Source organism: Achromobacter sp. SD115 (genome assembly GCF_017355315.1).
GTDB lineage: Bacteria > Pseudomonadota > Gammaproteobacteria > Burkholderiales > Burkholderiaceae_B > Achromobacter > Achromobacter xylosoxidans_B.
Genome location: NZ_JADIJM010000030.1, coordinates 1 through 14,906 on the forward strand (window position 1 = coordinate 1; position 14,906 = coordinate 14,906).

Consider the following 14,906-nt stretch of genomic DNA (forward strand, 5'->3'; position numbering starts at 1 on the left):
GCCGCCCATGGCGGCTGGCTGTCGTTCGACCATTGGATGGCGCAAGCGCTGTACGCGCCCGGGCTGGGCTACTACGCTGCCGGCAACGTCAAACTGGCTGACGCCGACGGCGACGTCCGCGCCCCAGCCGGCGACTTCGTCACCGCCCCCCAGCTGACCCCGCTGTTTGCCCGCACGCTGGCCCGTCAGGCTGCCCAGGTGCTGCGCCAGACGCAGACCGACGCCGTGCTGGAATTCGGCGCCGGCACCGGCGCGCTGGCCGAGGGCGTGCTGCGCGAACTCGACGCGATGGGCCTGGAGCAGACCCGCTATCTGATCCTGGAAGTCTCGGCCGACCTGCGCACCCGCCAGGCAGAAAGACTGGCGGCGTTCGGCGACCGCGTGCAATGGCTGGACGCGCTGCCGCAAGCCTTCGCCGGTTGCGTGCTGGCCAACGAAATCCTGGACGCGATGCCGGTGTCGATCTTCCGCTGGAGCGACGCGGGCGAAGTGCTGGAACGCGGCGTGGCGGTGGACGCCTCGCAAGGCTTTGTGTGGGAAGACCGTCCCGCGCCGCCCGCGCTGGCGGCCGCCGTCGCCGCCCGCATGCCGGCCCTGCCCGGTTACGTATCCGAGATCAACCTGCAAGGCGAAGCCTGGATCGCCGCCATGGGCGGCTGGCTGGAACGCGGCGCGGCGCTGCTGGTGGACTATGGCTTTCCGCGCAGCGAGTACTACCATCCGCAGCGCGCGGGCGGCACGCTCATGTGCCATCTGCGCCATCACGCCCACGGCGACCCGTTCACCGCGCCGGGCCTGCAGGACATCACCGCCCACGTCGATTTCACCGCCATGGCGGACGCCGCGCTCGAAGCCGGCCTGCAGGTCCTGGGCTACACCTCGCAGGCCCGCTTCCTGATGAACGCGGGGCTGATGGATCTGCTGGCGCAACTGGATCCGGGCGACGTGCAGCAATACGCGCAGGCGGTAGCGCCCGTGCAGAAGCTCTTGTCCGAATCGGAAATGGGCGAACTGTTCAAGGTGCTGGCGGTGGGACGCGGCATCACCGAGCCCTTGGCGGGATTCTCGCGCGGCGACCGGCTGGGCAAGCTGTAAGGGCGCGCGACGCCCCTCTTTCAGATCGGTCGCGGAATCACTGCGCGCGCAGGCGCTCCAGACGCGCCGCTCGGACCTGTTCCTTGATACGCGCTGGATCCCCGGCGCAGGCGCGGGCGATGGCCCCGGCATCCACGCCGCGCACGGCGGCCACGCGCGACAGCCAAGCCGGGCGGTCCACCGCACGCAGCACCGCGGCCGTATCCAGCAGATCGACAAAGCGTTCCGGCTTGCGCAGCGCGTCGGCACGCTCCATCAGCGCCAACTGCGCATCGGCAGGATCCGCGCCCTGCTCCGCGGCATCCAGCCCCGCCAGCACTTCCGGCAGCAGCCGCGCGTAATCATTGCACTCGGTCGGCACGCGCAGGCGGCGGCCCATGGCATCGCGTTCTGGCGTCAGCCGGCACAGCAAGGCATAGCGACCCGGCAGCGACAGGTTTTGTGCGGCCGCGCGGTCCACATCCGCCACGATCTGGTCCACGCCTTGCAGCTCGGGCATCACGCGCGCCAGCGCCCCGCATTGCTGCAGGATGCCCAGCATGCGCGACGGCGCCGCCGCCATCAGGCCGCGCGACAATTCCTTCCAGACCCGCTCGGCCACCAGCGCATCGGCCTCGCCGGCCTCGACCATGCGGCGGCACAGTTCGATGGTTTCGGGCGCCACGGAAAAATCGCCAAAGCGCGCCGCGAAGCGGGCCAGCCGCAGGATGCGCACCGGATCCTCTTCGAAGGCCTCGCCGACGTGGCGGAAGATGCGGTCGCGCACGTCCGCCGCGCCGCCCAGGGGATCGACCAGTTCGCCGTCCTGCGTCTGCGCGATGGCGTTGACGGTCAAGTCGCGACGACGTAAGTCCTCTTCCAGCGTGACGTCGGCGCCGGTGTAGAACGTGAAGCCCTTGTAGCCCCGCCCCGATTTGCGTTCGGTGCGCGCCAGCGCGTATTCCTCTTTGCTGCGCGGATGCAGGAAGACGGGAAAATCGCCGCCCACCGGCACGAAGCCGCGGCGCGCCATGTCCTCGGGCGTGGCACCCACCACGACCCAGTCGTGGTCGCCGGGCTGCAAGCCGAGCAGCGCATCGCGCACCGCTCCGCCCACGATATAGACCTGCAGGCCGTCGGTGGCCGGATCCCGCGTCATGGAATCGAGGTGCTTTCCGCGCCCAACGGCACGATGTTGCCCAGGCGTTCCTTCAGGGACTGGGACTGGCCGGTGAACATGGCCGCGTAATACACCGAGTTGGACATCACGTTCTTCACGTAGGTGCGCGTTTCGTTGAACGGGATGGTCTCGGCGAAGATGGCGCCTTCCACCGGATGCGTGAAGGTCGAGCGCCAGTTGTGCGGACGGCGCGGGCCGGCGTTGTAGCCCGCGCTGGCCAGCATCTGCGAACCGTTCAGGTCGCGCAGCACCATGTTCAGGTAATTGGTGCCAAGTTCGGTATTGGTGTCGAAGTCGTTGACGCTGTCGGGCGTGAAGTTGCTCATGCCGATCTTGCCCGCGACCCACTTGGCGGTGGCCGGCATCAGTTGCATCAGGCCGGATGCGCCCACGTGCGAACGCGCGTCCATGATGAAGCGCGATTCCTGACGGATCAGGCCGTAGACCCAGGCCGGGTCCAGCGCGATGGCGTTGGCCTTGGCGGTGACGCGGCCTTCGAACGGCGCGATGAAGCGCTGGCTGAAGTCGAACTCTTTTTCCGTGCGATCAGAAGTGTTGACCACGCGGTCGTAGATGTTCTCGGCACGCGCCAGTTCGGCGGCGGCCATCAGTTGACGGTCGCTCATGCCGCGCAGTGTGAAGTTCCATTCCGGCACGGCTTCGGCGCGCCAGCCCAGGCGGAAGAGCTGGATCGCGCGGCGCAGGCCGGGATTGGCGCGGGCCTCGGTGATTTCCTGGTCGCTGATGGGCGCGGGGCGCGGCGGCACGGTGATGCGGCGGCCTAGTTCCTCGGCGGCCAGCTGGCCGTAGAAGTCGAAGCGGTCGGCAATGCTGGCGTAAGCGGTGGCGGCCTGTTCCTTGTTGCCGCGCGCAGCCTGGCCGCGCGCCTTCCAGTAGATCCAGGACGAATCGGCCTGCTGCGAGGCCGGCATCTGGTCGATGGATTCCATCACCCACTTCCAGTCGATCTTGGGCTGGCGCAAGGCGGCGCGTACCTTCCAGGCGGCGTTGTACTCCGTCATGCGGATGTGGCCGGCCTCGTGGTACCAGTCGTCGGCGCGGCTGTCGAGATTCAGTGCGGCGACCAGCGCGTATTGGCCGCGGACCCAGGCCAGGTTCGACTTGGCCATGGACTTGGACCAGTCCCCAGACTTGCCCCATTCGCGGCGCAGGTAGGAATCGGCCACGCTGACGTCGGAACGCGCCAGGCGCGCCAGGGCGATGGTCACCAGTTCCTTCTCGTTGCGGCCCACGGGCTGACGGCTCTGGCGCGTCAGCCACTTCATGGGATCCTTCATGAGCAGGTCATAGGTTTTCAGGTCGCCCGGCTCGAACATGTACTGCGCGAACTTGCGTGCGTCGGCCGTCTTGTTGGCTTCGATGGCGTCACGCAGCTGGGGTTCCAGCTGTTCCCAGCCCATGATGCCGTCGGCGACCAATTGGTCGTACAGCGCCCAGCAGGCGCCGCCCGGCGCGAACGCGGCCGCGGCCTGCGCCGCCGTGGCGCGCTGCCCGGTCATGTGCTTGGCATCGAGGATGGCGCACTCGATCTGCGCATTGCTGTTCTTGACGGGCGCGAGCTTGCGCACGGTTTCGAAGTCGCCGCTGCGGGCGGCGGCCAGCAGCCAGTCGCCGCGCAGGCGGTCGGCCAGGTAGGCGTCGGAATTACCGCTGATGAATTTCTGCAGGTCGGCCGTGGGCCGGCCCGTGGCGGGCGGAGTCCACAGCTGATAGCGCAGCAGCCAGTATTCGGGGTACATGCCCAGCGGGTCCGGCTTGGCCTGCGGCACCAGCGCGCCCAGCACGGACCACTGCTTGCGGTTCATGGCTTCGCGCGCCGCGACCACGGCGGCCAGCGCGGGCGTCTGGGAAGTGGGCGGCAGACCCGCCAACACCGCCGGCGGGACGGAAATGGCGGGTTGCGCCGCCTGCACGGCGGGCTCGGGCTGGGTCTTGATGGACGCGCTGCGCTGTTGCGCATCCACTGGCGCACAGGCCGCGGTGAACAGCGCCAGCAGCGGCAGCCAGCGGCGCAGGCCGGGAGTAGCTTCAGATGCGGCGGCGGGCCCGGATTTCCGCGCGGTTTTCTGATACCGTCCGGATTGCAGAGTCTGTGTCATGCCCTGTCCCTCATACACTGGCCTTGCCGTACGCCAGCATGCCGGCAATTCGCAATTTCGTCCGCACCTTCGCCCGCACGTTCGCCATCATTTGTCCATCCCTCTTACAGCCACCGCATGACTACGCAAAATACTCCAGAGGATACCGCAGTACAGCTACGCGCGCGATTGCGAAAACTCCGCGCCGAACTGCCGGAAGACCAGCGTAGCCGCGGCGGCCTGCTCATGCGCGCCCGCCTGTTCACCTGGCTGAACGTGGCGCGCGACGAAGCCGTGCGCGCCGGCCGCCCCGCGCCTGCCACCGTGGCCGCCTTCTGGCCCATGGCCGACGAGCCCGACCTGCGCCCCCTGCTGCAGCAATGGGTCGAAAACGGCGTGACCGTGGCGCTGCCCGTGGTGCGCGAACGCAACGCCCCGCTGGCCTTCCTGCCCTGGACGCCGGACGCCGAATTGCGCGCCGGCCCCTACGGCATCCAGGAACCGGTCGCAGGCCCCGAACTGCTGCCGGATGTGGTGCTGGTGCCTACTCTGGGCTACACCGAACAGGGCGACCGCCTGGGCTACGGCGGCGGCTATTACGACCGCACCCTGGCCGCGCTGCGCGACCGCGGCCATCCGTTCATCGCCATCGGCATTGCCTGGAGCTGCGGCGAACTGGACGCGGGCCATGAACCCGCTGCACACGACTTCACGCTGGATGCGGTGCTGACCCAGGACGGCTGGGTGCCTCAGGCGCCGCTGGAACAAGGCGGCACCAGCGGCACCACGCTGCACAGCTATCGCATGAACTGACGCACCAGCTTTGCCCCACCAGCTTGCACCAAAACGGTGCATGACCTAACATAGCCTGCGGGCCAGCCCTGTTCCGGCCCCATTACACAGCACGCCGCGCACCTTGTGCGGCCCGCCTCGGCCGCGCCACGGCGCTGCCCCACCCGCTCCCCCTGGCCAGGCTTTTCCGCGCCAGCCCGACTGACCCCGTTCCACCCGCCAGCCCCGGCCAGTCCGCGCCTGGCGCTTGCGCCATCCCTGGCCTCAGCCGCCGCGGCGATGGCGCCGCAACGCCCTTCGGAGGATATTGGTCCCCAGGGGCGCCCCCCGCTCGTGCCGGCCAGGCTGGCACGCGTGTTGCTTAATCCTTTGCAACCGGCCGGACATCGGCCGGGCGGCCGCCGCGCGCGAGCGCGGCCGCCAGCACCTGTACCGGAGGAGCCATGAAGGACAGATCACCCCGTCCCGCCGCCTATGACGAAATGCGCGACAGCGCCGGCGGCATACGCTCCCATTGCCAGGCTTTCGAGCGCTGGCACGATGAGCAATCCGCGCAGGCGATGGCCGCGCGCCGCCTGGAAGCGGACCTGAGCTTTCGCCGGGTCGGCATCACGTTCTCGGTGGCGGGCGACGCGGCCGGCACCGAACGGCTCATCCCCTTCGACCTGATCCCGCGCATCATCCCCGCCGACGAATGGCGCCTGCTGGAAGCCGGCCTGAAGCAGCGGGTGCGCGCGCTCAACATGTTCATCCACGACATCTATCACGGGCACGACATCGTGCGGGCCGGCGTCGTGCCGGCCGAACAGGTTTTCCTGAACGCCCAGTACCGCCCCGAGATGCAGGACGTGGACGTGGCCGAGGACATCTACTGCCACATCGCAGGCGTGGACATCGTGCGCGCCGGCGCGGGCGAGTTCTATGTGCTGGAAGACAATCTGCGCGTGCCATCCGGCGTGTCCTACATGCTGGAGAACCGCAAGATGTCGATGCGGCTGATGCCGGACGCCTTCAGCCGCATCAAGGTGGAACCGGTGGCGCACTACCCCGATCTGCTGCTGGACAACCTGCGCGAAGTGGCGCCGCACGGCGGCGACGATCCCACCGTGGTGGTGTTGACCCCAGGCATGTACAACTCGGCCTACTTCGAGCATGCCTTCCTGGCGCAGCAGATGGGCGTGGAACTGGTGGAAGGCCAGGACCTGTTCGTCGAGCAGAACACCGTCTACATGCGCACCACGCAGGGACCACGCAAGGTGGACGTGATCTACCGCCGCCTGGACGACGACTTCCTCGACCCGCTGTCGTTCCGCGCCGATTCCGCGCTGGGCGTGCCCGGCCTGCTGTCGGTGTACCGCGCCGGGCGCGTCACGCTGGCCAATGCCATCGGCACCGGCATCGCCGACGACAAGTCCACTTACCTGTACGTGCCGGACATGATCCGCTTCTATCTGGCCGAGGAACCGATACTGTCGAACGTCCCGACCTGGCGCTGCAACCGGCCGGACGAACTGTCGCACGTGCTGGCCCACATGCACGAACTGGTGGTGAAGGAAGTCCACGGTTCGGGCGGCTACGGCATGCTGGTGGGGCCGTCGGCCTCGCGCGCCGAGGTCGACGCGTTCAAGGAGCGGGTGCGCGCCAATCCCGCCAACTACATCGCGCAGCCCACGCTGGCGCTGTCCACCGTGCCGACCTACGTGGAATCTGGCGTGGCGCCGCGCCACGTGGACCTGCGCCCCTACGTGCTATGCGGCAAGGACATCCGCACCGTGCCAGGCGGCCTGTGCCGCGTGGCGTTGACCGAGGGTTCGCTGGTGGTCAACAGCAGCCAGGGCGGCGGCACCAAGGACACCTGGGTGCTGGAGGAGGACTGAACATGCTGAGCCGAACCGCAGACAATCTGTTCTGGATGTGCCGCTACACCGAGCGCGCCGAGAACACCGCCCGCATGCTGGACGTGAACCTGCAGATGTCGCTGCTGCCGCAGGACGCGCAGACGCGCGAGGGCTCGTGGCTGGGGGTGCTGCGTATCTCCGAGCTGCAGGGCCTTTACCAGAGCAAGTACGCCTCCATCTCGCCGCACGACGTGCTGCAGTACATGGTGCGCGATCCCGAGAATCCCTCGTCCATCTACGCCTGCATGCGCGCCGCCCGCGAGAACGCGCGCGCCGTGCGCGGCAGCCTCACCACCGAAGTCTGGGAAACCTACAACACCACCTGGCTGGAACTGCTGAAGCATCTGCATACCGGCCTGCTGGAGCGCAACCCGGGCGAGTTCTTCGAATGGGTGAAGTTCCGTTCGCACCTGGCGCGCGGCGTCACCATCGGCACCATGCTGGAGGACGAGGCCCTGTACTTCCTGCGCATCGGCATGCACCTGGAGCGCGCCGACAACACCGCGCGCATGCTGGACGTGAAGTTCCACGAACGCAGCGCCAATGGCCAGGACGGCCGAACTGAGCCCGCCGGCACGGCGGCGCTGCAAAGCGAGTTCTACCGCTGGTCGGCGCTGCTCAGCTCGGTGTCGGGGCTGGAGATCTACCGCAAGGTGTACCGCGACGTCATCACCCCGGACCGCGTGGCCGAGCTGCTGATCCTGCACGGCGACATGCCGCGCTCGCTGCTGGCCTCGATGCGCGCGGTGGCCGACGACCTGGCGCGCGTTTCCAACCAGCGCTCGACCGAAACCGAGCGGCGCGCTGGCATGTTGTGCGCGGAACTGCAATACGGGCGCGTCGAAGACATCCTGGACAGCGGCCTGCACCAGTACCTGGAGCGCTTCCTGGACCGCATCAACGATCTGGGCAACCGCATCAGCCAGGATTTCCTGGTGCCGCTGTCCGCCTAGCCTGGAGACCGGAATGAAACAGATCATCACCCACCTCACCCACTACCGCTACACCGCGCCGGTCACCTACAGCATCCAGACCCTGCGCCTGACGCCGCGCGACGACGAGCACCAGCGCGTGCTGCGCTGGCACATCGAGGCGCCCGGCGCGCTGGACAAGCAGGTGGACGCCTACGGCAACATCACGCACACGCTGACACTCAACCAGCCACATACCGACATCGAGCTGCGCGTGGTTGGACAAGTGCAAGTGGCGCCGCTGGAACGCGGCCTGCTGGGCAGCGAGGACAGCCGCCTGCCGGTGCACGCCTATTGCGTACAGACGCCGCTGACCCAGGCCGACGACACCGTCATGGCTTTCGCGCGGGGCGTGTTGCCGGACGGGCTGAACACGCCCGACGACATCCTGGCCCTTGCTACCGCGGTCAGCGACCGCGTCGCCTACGAACCCGGCACCACCGACGTCACCACCGCCGCCAACCAGGTGCTGGCCATGGGCCACGGCGTCTGCCAGGACCATGCCCACCTCTTCCTGGCCTGCGTGCGCGGCCTGGGCGTGCCGGCCCGGTATGTCAGCGGCTACCTGTACACCACCGCCGAACACGCGGCCAGCCACGCCTGGGCCGATGTCTGGCTGCCCGACGTGGGCTGGACCAGCGTGGACATCACCAACCGCCAGTTTGCCTCCGACTGCCACTGCCGGCTGGCGGTGGCGCGGGACTATGACTCGGCCTCGCCGGTGCGCGGCGTGCGCAGCGGCGGCGGCCAGGAATCCATGGAGGTCAGCGTGCAGGTCCAGACCAGCGCCCAGCAGTAACATCCTGCCAGCCGCGCCGCAATACAATGCGGCGTGGTTTTCCCTATTTTTGATCATGACCTACTGCGTCGCCGCCCGCCTTGATTCCGGCCTGGTTTTCCTGGCCGACTCCCGCACCAATGCCGGAGTCGACCAGATCAGCGTCTTCCGCAAAATGACCGTGTTCGAGCGTCCTGGCGACCGCGTGATGGTGCTGATGAGCTCCGGCAACCTGGCGGTCAGCCAAGCCGTGCTGAACGCGCTGGCGCGCCAGCACGACGAAGGCGGCGAAACCGTCTGGAACGCGCCCGACATGTTCGAGGCTACCCGCCGCGTCGGCGCCGCGGTGCGCGACGTCTATCACCGCGAGGCCCCGGCCTTGCGCGAGCAGGGCGTGGACTTCAACGTCAATCTGATCTTCGGCGGCCAGATCGGCGCCGAGCGCTGCCGCCTGTTCCAGGTGTATTCGGCCGGCAACTTCATCGAAGCCGGCCAGGAATGCCCGTACTTCCAGATCGGCGAGGCCAAGTATGGCAAGCCCATCCTGGACCGCGTGCTGCGTCCCGACACCTCGCTGGACGAAGCGGCCAAATGCGCCCTGATCTCCATGGATTCCACGCTGCGCTCGAACATCTCGGTGGGCCTGCCGCTGGACCTGCTGGTCTACGATACGCACTCGCTGCGCGTCACGCACTTCGCCAGCATCGACGAGCACAACGAGTACTTCCGCATGATCCGCGGCACCTGGGGCGAACGGCTGCGCCAGGTCTTCGCCGAGATCCCGGACCCGCTGTGGACCCAGCCCGACTCGCCGGATTCGCTGGTGCCGCCCAGCCGCGTGCACCAGCCGCTGCGCGCCGAACCCGTGGATGTGCCCGCGGCAAGCTATGCCGCGCCACAGGTGCTGGCAGAAGATCCGGGCAAGGATCAGGCGAACTAGGGTTTGGTTTTTAGGCCCGATTGGAGGTTGGCGCATCCTCCAGCCTAAGACCGTGATTCCGTCTGATACCGAGGGTTCTTGCGGTCATTTCCCCATTTCGGGTGCCTTGATCCCTTGCGGCAAGACCGGCGTTTGCTCTACAGTTTCTTCAACGTATATGCATGCCATATGCCCACCTTCCGAGGCCCGCACAATTCATTGCTGCGGGCTTTCGTGTTTTTGCACGGCATGCATCATTGCGCACCTGAAAGATGGTGCGATCTTTCCATTCACTGACGGAAAACAGGCCTACTCCCGAGCCCTACGCTACTTTCACGACCGGCTGCAAGCCACGGTACTCCCTTGCAGCGGACTCGCTCCAAGGGAAGAAGCGCCAAATCCGCATGGACGCCCGCCTTCCGCGTAAACCCTCCTTTCCAGCAACCGAAGCCCGGCTTGCGGAACCGCGAATTCTCATCCGGGCGCACGCGCGCCACACTGGTGTCCGGCCGTCATGCTTTGCCTTGGGGGCCCCGACAACACCACAAGGAGCGAGACATGCCCCCCATCTACGCGCGCGCGCTCAAGCGCACGGCCTGGCCCGTGCTGGCCCTGTCCTGCCTGGTCTCTGGCAACGCCAGCGCGCAAGGCGCCTATCCCAACCATCCCATTTCGCTGGTCGTGCCGTTCGCGGCGGGCGGACCGACCGACGTGGTGGCGCGCAGTCTGGGCGCTTCCATGTCCAAGACGCTGGGTCAGAGCATCATCATCGAGAACCGCACCGGCGCGGGCGGCACGCTGGCGTCGCAGCACGTGGCGCGGGCCGCGCCCGACGGCTATACCTTCCTGATCCACCACAACGGCATGGCCACCGCGCCGGCGCTGTACCGCAAGCTGTCGTTCAATCCGCTGACGGACTTCGCCTATGTCGGCCAGGTGGCCGACGTGCCCATGACGCTGCTGGGCCGCAAGGACCTGCCCGCGGACGGCATGAAGGCCTTCATCAAGTACGCCAAGGAAAACGGCAACAAGATCAACCTGGCCAACGCCGGCCTGGGCGCGGTGTCGCAGCTCTGCGGCATGCTGCTGCAGGAATCGCTGGGCGTGCAGTTCACCACCGTGCCCTACGCTGGCACGGCGCCGGCCATGACCGCGCTGCTGGGCGGCCAGGTGGACGTGTTGTGCGACCAGACCACCCAGACCATTCCGCAGATCAAGGCCGAACGCGTCAAGCTGTACGGCGTCACCACACTGGACCGCATCAAGACCCTGCCCGATGCGCCGACCCTGCAGGAAAACGGCCTGAAGGACTTCGAGGTCAAGGTCTGGCATGGCGTCTACGCGCCCAAGGGCACGCCGCCCGAGGCCATCGCCAAGTTCAACGAGGCGCTGCGCGCGGCGCTTAAGGATCCCGCCTTCACGCAGAAGATGGCGGAACTGGGCGCCGAGATCGTGCCGGAATCCAAGCAAACGCCGCAGGGCTTGCAGACCTGGCTGCAGTCCGAAGTCGACAAATGGGGCGGCATCATCCGCAAGGCGGGGGTGTACGCGGACTGATGGCGCGGAGGGCGGCGGCGGTTGCCGCTGCCCGTTCATGAATATATATTCCCGTGCATGAGTACGAACGACGTAAAAAGCGCCAGGCGCGTCCTGGACATCCTGCAGTTCTTCGCCGCGACGCGGGCGCCGGCCACGCTGTCGCAGATCTCGGCCGGACTGGGCATCCCCAAATCCAGCTGCCTGGCCTTGCTGGACACCTTGGAAGGCGACGGCTACGCGCATCAGACCGCGGGCCGCTATTACCTCACGCGCCGTTGGCTGAACGAGGCCCGCACGGTGGCCGAGCATGACCAATTGACCACGCGCATCCGGCCCACGCTGGAAGCGCTGCGCGACGAGCTGGACGAGACCCTGATCCTGGCCCAACGGTCCGGCGACCAGGTGGTCTACCTGGACGTGGCCGAGCCCGAGCGCATCGTGCGTTTCACGGCAAGGGTCGGCCAGCAGAAACCGCTGCATGCCTCCGCCTCCGGACGCGCGCTGCTGGGCGCCATGCCGCCCGCCGAGCGCGAAGCGCTGGCCACGCGCCTGCCCCTGGACCGCTACACCGGCAAGACGGTCAAGACACACAAGCAGCTGCTGCAGCTGATCGAAACCGAAGCCAGGCGCGGCTGGCACGTCAACCTGGCGGAACATCAGGCCGACACCCTGTCGGTTGCCGCGCCGCTGGTGCTGTACGGCGCGGTGCTGGCCCTGGTCGTCGGCGCGCCGCTGGACCGCTCCGCCGCCCGCGCCGACCTCATCGGCCAGACCTTGCTTGCCGCCAGCCGCGATCTCACTCAACGCCTGGACAGCCCGGCGCCCGCCGCGCCTGCCTACTAAGGCCAATCCCTAAAAAGGGACGCACCAAGCCCAGGCCTCCTCCCTGTCCCTGACATGGGACGGCCGCCCCCCTTTCCTGCTCCCCCGCCACGCGCTCTCCGTGGTGGTGGTGGCGCGCGTCCGCGCCCGCCACCACCGCAACGACTGCTGCGGGTTTACGCCAAGCAAAAACCATTGCCCGCTTTCGTTCATGTCTATAAACTTTTGTTCAAGAGTAAGAACGCAGATCCGATTTACCGGCAGCGCGCTCTCGAAATCCGGGCCGCTGCCCGGCGCTCTACACACGAAGGAAAGAACATGGCTGGCCTCTACTACGAACAGTTTTCTCCCGGGCAGACGTTCGAACATGCCTGGACCCGCACCCTGACCGAAATGGACAACGTGCTGTTCAGCTCCCTGACGATGAACGTGCAGCCGCTGCACCTGGACGCGCACTTCGCGGCGCAGACGGAATTCGGCAAGCCCCTGGTCAACAGCCTGTTCACGCTGGGTCTGCTGATCGGCATGACAGTCAACGACACCACCCTGGGCACCACCGTGGCTAACCTGGGCATGACCGACGTGAACTTCCCCAAGCCAGTTTTCGCAGGCGACACCCTGCACGTGCGCACCCGCGTGCTGTCGATGCGCGAGAGCAAATCGCGCCCCAACGCCGGCATCGTCGAGTTCGAGCACACGGCGCTGAACCATCGCGACGAGGTGGTGGCCACGTGCAAGCGTTCGGCCCTGATGCGCAAGCGTCCCGCCTGAGCTGCCGCCGCATCGGGAGAACCGTAATGACCCGCTCTCTGTTGTTCGTACCCGGCGATTCCGGGCGTAAATTCGATCACGCGGCCGCCAGCGCCGCCGATGCCCTGATCCTGGACCTGGAAGACTCCGTCGCTCCGGACCGGAAGCCAGCGGCGCGCGCGGAAGTCCGCACCATGCTGGAGCGTGGCGCTCCGGCCAAGCAGCTATGGGTACGCATCAACGCGCTGGACAGCGGCGACGCCCTGGCCGACCTGGCCGCGGTGCTGCCTGCCGCTCCTTACGGCATCGTGCTGCCCAAGTGCTCCGGCCGTGCCGACCTGCTGCACCTGTCGCACTATCTGGACGCTTTCGAAACCGTGGCCGGCACGGCGCCCGGCGCCACGCGCATCCTCGCCATCGTCACCGAAACCGCGCAATCCCTGTTCGGGCTGCACGATTACCGCGATGCCACGCCCCGGCTATGGGGACTGTCCTGGGGCGGCGAAGACCTGGCCGCCGACGTCGGCGCGCTGCGCAACCGCGACGCGGGCCGCTATACAGAGCCCTTCCGCCTGGCGCGCTCACTGTGCCTGATGGCCGCCGCCGCCGCCGGCGTGCGCGCGATCGACACGGTCTGCGTCGATCTGGATGCGCCCGAGGTGCTGGCCGCCGAGGCCGGCGAGGCGTTCCGCGACGGTTTCGTCGGCAAGATGGCGATCCATCCGCGCCACGTCGATGCCGTCAACGCCGCGCTGAGTCCGGACGACGGCCAATTACAGTGGGCCCGTGCGGTCATCGCAGCTTTCGCCGCCAACCCGGGCGCGGGGACCTTGCGCCTGGACGGCAAGATGATCGACCGCCCGCACCTGCGCCTGGCGCGCCGCCTGCTGGGGGAGGACTGACCATGCCCGGACCACTGCACGGCATACGCGTCATCGACATGACCAGCGTCGGCATGGGGCCCATGGCCACCCAGATGCTGGGCGACATGGGCGCCGACGTGATCAAGGTGGAATCCGCCGAGGGCGACGTGTTCCGCCACGTCACGCCCCAGCGCCACGCCGCCATGAGCCATACCCATCTGAACCTGAACCGCAACAAGCGCAGCGCGGTGATCGATGCCAAGACCGCCGAGGGCCGCGCGCAGCTGGACGCGCTGATCGGCGGCGCCGACGTCTTCATCTCCAATATGCGCGCCCCAGCCATGCGCCGCCTGGGCCTGGACTACGCCACGCTGCAGCCCCGCTTTCCCGAGCTGGTCTATTGCGCCTGCTACGGCTATTCGGAGCAAGGCCCTTACGCCGGACGCGCCGCCATCGACGACACCATCCAGGCCGCGTCCGGCATGGCCTGGCTGCAGGGCGGCGCGGGCGCCGAGGCGCCGCGCTATGTCAACTCCGTGGTCGCCGACAAGGTGGTAGCGCTGTATGTGGCCAACGCCGTGACCAGCGCGCTGTTGGCGCGTGAACGCGGCGCGGGCGGCCAGGCCGTGGAAGTGCCGATGTTCGAATGCATGGTGGCCTTCCTGGCGCCCGAACATCTGGCCGGGCTGACCTTCGTGCCTCCCGAAGGGCCGGCGGGCTACACGCGTCTGCTCAACGAGTACCGCCGCCCCTTCCGCACCCAGGACGGCTACATGAGCGTGGTGCCTTACACCACGCCGCAATGGCAGCGCTTCTTCGCGCTGGCCGGCAACCCCGAGATGGCGCAGGACCCGCGCTACCTGACGCTCAACAGCCGCAGCAAGCATTTCCCCGAGCTGTACAGCTATGTCGAAAGCGTGTTGGACACGCGCACCACGGCGCAATGGGTTGAGCTGCTGGCGAGCGCCGACATCCCCTACGCGCCGGTCAATGGCTTCGAGGAACTGCTGGCCGATCCGCACCTGCGGGCCACCGGCTTCTGGCATGAATCCGAGCACCCCACCGAAGGGCGCCTGATTCAGGCGGGCCTGCCAGTCAGGTTCAGCCGCACGCCGGCGGATATCCGGCGGCACCCGCCCGGACTGGGCGAACACACAGCCGAAATCCTGGCGGAAGTCCAGGCCGGCCGGGCGGCCTGAGCCCAGGTTCCAAGCACGAGGA

At 67.7% G+C, this 14,906-nt stretch carries 13 protein-coding genes; 11 read left to right on the forward strand and 2 right to left on the reverse strand.

From position 1 onward, the window contains the following. Positions 1 to 1,095 (forward strand): class I SAM-dependent methyltransferase (locus tag IPU70_RS29180; protein ID WP_207472640.1); only part of this gene is annotated, 1,095 nt, incomplete at its 5' end. 37 nt (positions 1,096 to 1,132) lie between these two features. On the opposite strand, the gene IPU70_RS29185 is transcribed toward IPU70_RS29180, so the two are convergent. Together IPU70_RS29185 and IPU70_RS29190 are read right to left on the reverse strand one after the other, a co-directional pair. Further along, entirely contained in the window at positions 1,133 to 2,233 is a 1,101-nt protein-coding gene (locus tag IPU70_RS29185) for a CCA tRNA nucleotidyltransferase (RefSeq protein ID WP_207472641.1), read from the reverse strand. Then, entirely contained in the window at positions 2,230 to 4,374 is a 2,145-nt protein-coding gene (locus IPU70_RS29190; protein WP_207472642.1) for a lytic transglycosylase domain-containing protein, read from the reverse strand. The genes IPU70_RS29185 and IPU70_RS29190 overlap by 4 nt, the downstream gene beginning before the upstream one ends. A gap of 117 nt (positions 4,375 to 4,491) precedes the next feature. Between IPU70_RS29190 and IPU70_RS29195 the strand changes: the two genes are divergently transcribed. The 10 genes from IPU70_RS29195 to IPU70_RS29240 all read left to right on the forward strand — a co-directional run bounded on the left by IPU70_RS29195 (position 4,492) and on the right by IPU70_RS29240 (position 14,884). Then, positions 4,492 to 5,166 (forward strand): 5-formyltetrahydrofolate cyclo-ligase, encoded by a 675-nt coding sequence (locus IPU70_RS29195; RefSeq protein ID WP_207472643.1) that lies wholly within the window; start codon positions 4,492 to 4,494, stop codon positions 5,164 to 5,166. 422 nt (positions 5,167 to 5,588) lie between these two features. Beyond that, positions 5,589 to 7,022 carry a circularly permuted type 2 ATP-grasp protein gene (locus tag IPU70_RS29200; protein WP_207472644.1) on the forward strand — a complete coding sequence of 478 codons (1,434 nt, stop codon included), beginning with the start codon at positions 5,589 to 5,591 and terminating at the stop codon, positions 7,020 to 7,022. A gap of 2 nt (positions 7,023 to 7,024) precedes the next feature. Further along, positions 7,025 to 7,996 carry an alpha-E domain-containing protein gene (locus IPU70_RS29205; protein WP_207472645.1) on the forward strand — a complete coding sequence of 324 codons (972 nt, stop codon included), beginning with the start codon at positions 7,025 to 7,027 and terminating at the stop codon, positions 7,994 to 7,996. A 13-nt stretch (positions 7,997 to 8,009) separates the two neighbouring features. Beyond that, a complete protein-coding gene (locus IPU70_RS29210) occupies positions 8,010 to 8,813 on the forward strand; it encodes a transglutaminase family protein (protein WP_207472646.1) in 804 nt (267 codons plus the stop codon). Between the two features lie 55 nt (positions 8,814 to 8,868). After that, the gene (locus IPU70_RS29215; protein WP_207472647.1) at positions 8,869 to 9,732 is read left to right on the forward strand and encodes a proteasome-type protease; all 864 of its coding nucleotides are present in this window, start codon (positions 8,869 to 8,871) and stop codon (positions 9,730 to 9,732) included. Positions 9,733 to 10,269: 537 nt separating this feature from the next. Then, a complete protein-coding gene (locus IPU70_RS29220) occupies positions 10,270 to 11,268 on the forward strand; it encodes a tripartite tricarboxylate transporter substrate-binding protein (protein WP_207472648.1) in 999 nt (332 codons plus the stop codon). Positions 11,269 to 11,325: 57 nt separating this feature from the next. Next, a complete protein-coding gene (locus IPU70_RS29225; RefSeq protein ID WP_207472649.1) occupies positions 11,326 to 12,093 on the forward strand; it encodes an IclR family transcriptional regulator in 768 nt (255 codons plus the stop codon). A gap of 297 nt (positions 12,094 to 12,390) precedes the next feature. Next, positions 12,391 to 12,843: a MaoC family dehydratase gene (locus IPU70_RS29230; protein ID WP_207472650.1), complete on the forward strand. Its 453-nt coding sequence runs from the start codon at positions 12,391 to 12,393 to the stop codon at positions 12,841 to 12,843. A gap of 26 nt (positions 12,844 to 12,869) precedes the next feature. Then, positions 12,870 to 13,724: a CoA ester lyase gene (locus IPU70_RS29235; RefSeq protein WP_013396809.1), complete on the forward strand. Its 855-nt coding sequence runs from the start codon at positions 12,870 to 12,872 to the stop codon at positions 13,722 to 13,724. Positions 13,725 to 13,726: 2 nt separating this feature from the next. Next, positions 13,727 to 14,884 (forward strand): CaiB/BaiF CoA-transferase family protein, encoded by a 1,158-nt coding sequence (locus IPU70_RS29240; RefSeq protein ID WP_207472651.1) that lies wholly within the window; start codon positions 13,727 to 13,729, stop codon positions 14,882 to 14,884. The last annotated feature ends 22 nt before the right edge of the window (positions 14,885 to 14,906 follow it).

Excerpts from the sequence above, each read along its gene's own strand:
- IPU70_RS29185 (WP_207472641.1), bottom strand. The coding sequence starts at position 2,233 with ATGACGCGGGATCCGGCCACCGACGGCCTGCAGGTCTATATCGTGGGC.
- IPU70_RS29190 (WP_207472642.1), bottom strand. The coding sequence starts at position 4,374 with ATGACACAGACTCTGCAATCCGGACGGTATCAGAAAACCGCGCGGAAA.
- IPU70_RS29195 (WP_207472643.1), top strand. The coding sequence starts at position 4,492 with ATGACTACGCAAAATACTCCAGAGGATACCGCAGTACAGCTACGCGCG.
- IPU70_RS29200 (WP_207472644.1), top strand. The coding sequence starts at position 5,589 with ATGAAGGACAGATCACCCCGTCCCGCCGCCTATGACGAAATGCGCGAC.
- IPU70_RS29205 (WP_207472645.1), top strand. The coding sequence starts at position 7,025 with ATGCTGAGCCGAACCGCAGACAATCTGTTCTGGATGTGCCGCTACACC.
- IPU70_RS29210 (WP_207472646.1), top strand. The coding sequence starts at position 8,010 with ATGAAACAGATCATCACCCACCTCACCCACTACCGCTACACCGCGCCG.
- IPU70_RS29215 (WP_207472647.1), top strand. The coding sequence starts at position 8,869 with ATGACCTACTGCGTCGCCGCCCGCCTTGATTCCGGCCTGGTTTTCCTG.
- IPU70_RS29220 (WP_207472648.1), top strand. The coding sequence starts at position 10,270 with ATGCCCCCCATCTACGCGCGCGCGCTCAAGCGCACGGCCTGGCCCGTG.
- IPU70_RS29225 (WP_207472649.1), top strand. The coding sequence starts at position 11,326 with ATGAGTACGAACGACGTAAAAAGCGCCAGGCGCGTCCTGGACATCCTG.
- IPU70_RS29230 (WP_207472650.1), top strand. The coding sequence starts at position 12,391 with ATGGCTGGCCTCTACTACGAACAGTTTTCTCCCGGGCAGACGTTCGAA.
- IPU70_RS29235 (WP_013396809.1), top strand. The coding sequence starts at position 12,870 with ATGACCCGCTCTCTGTTGTTCGTACCCGGCGATTCCGGGCGTAAATTC.
- IPU70_RS29240 (WP_207472651.1), top strand. The coding sequence starts at position 13,727 with ATGCCCGGACCACTGCACGGCATACGCGTCATCGACATGACCAGCGTC.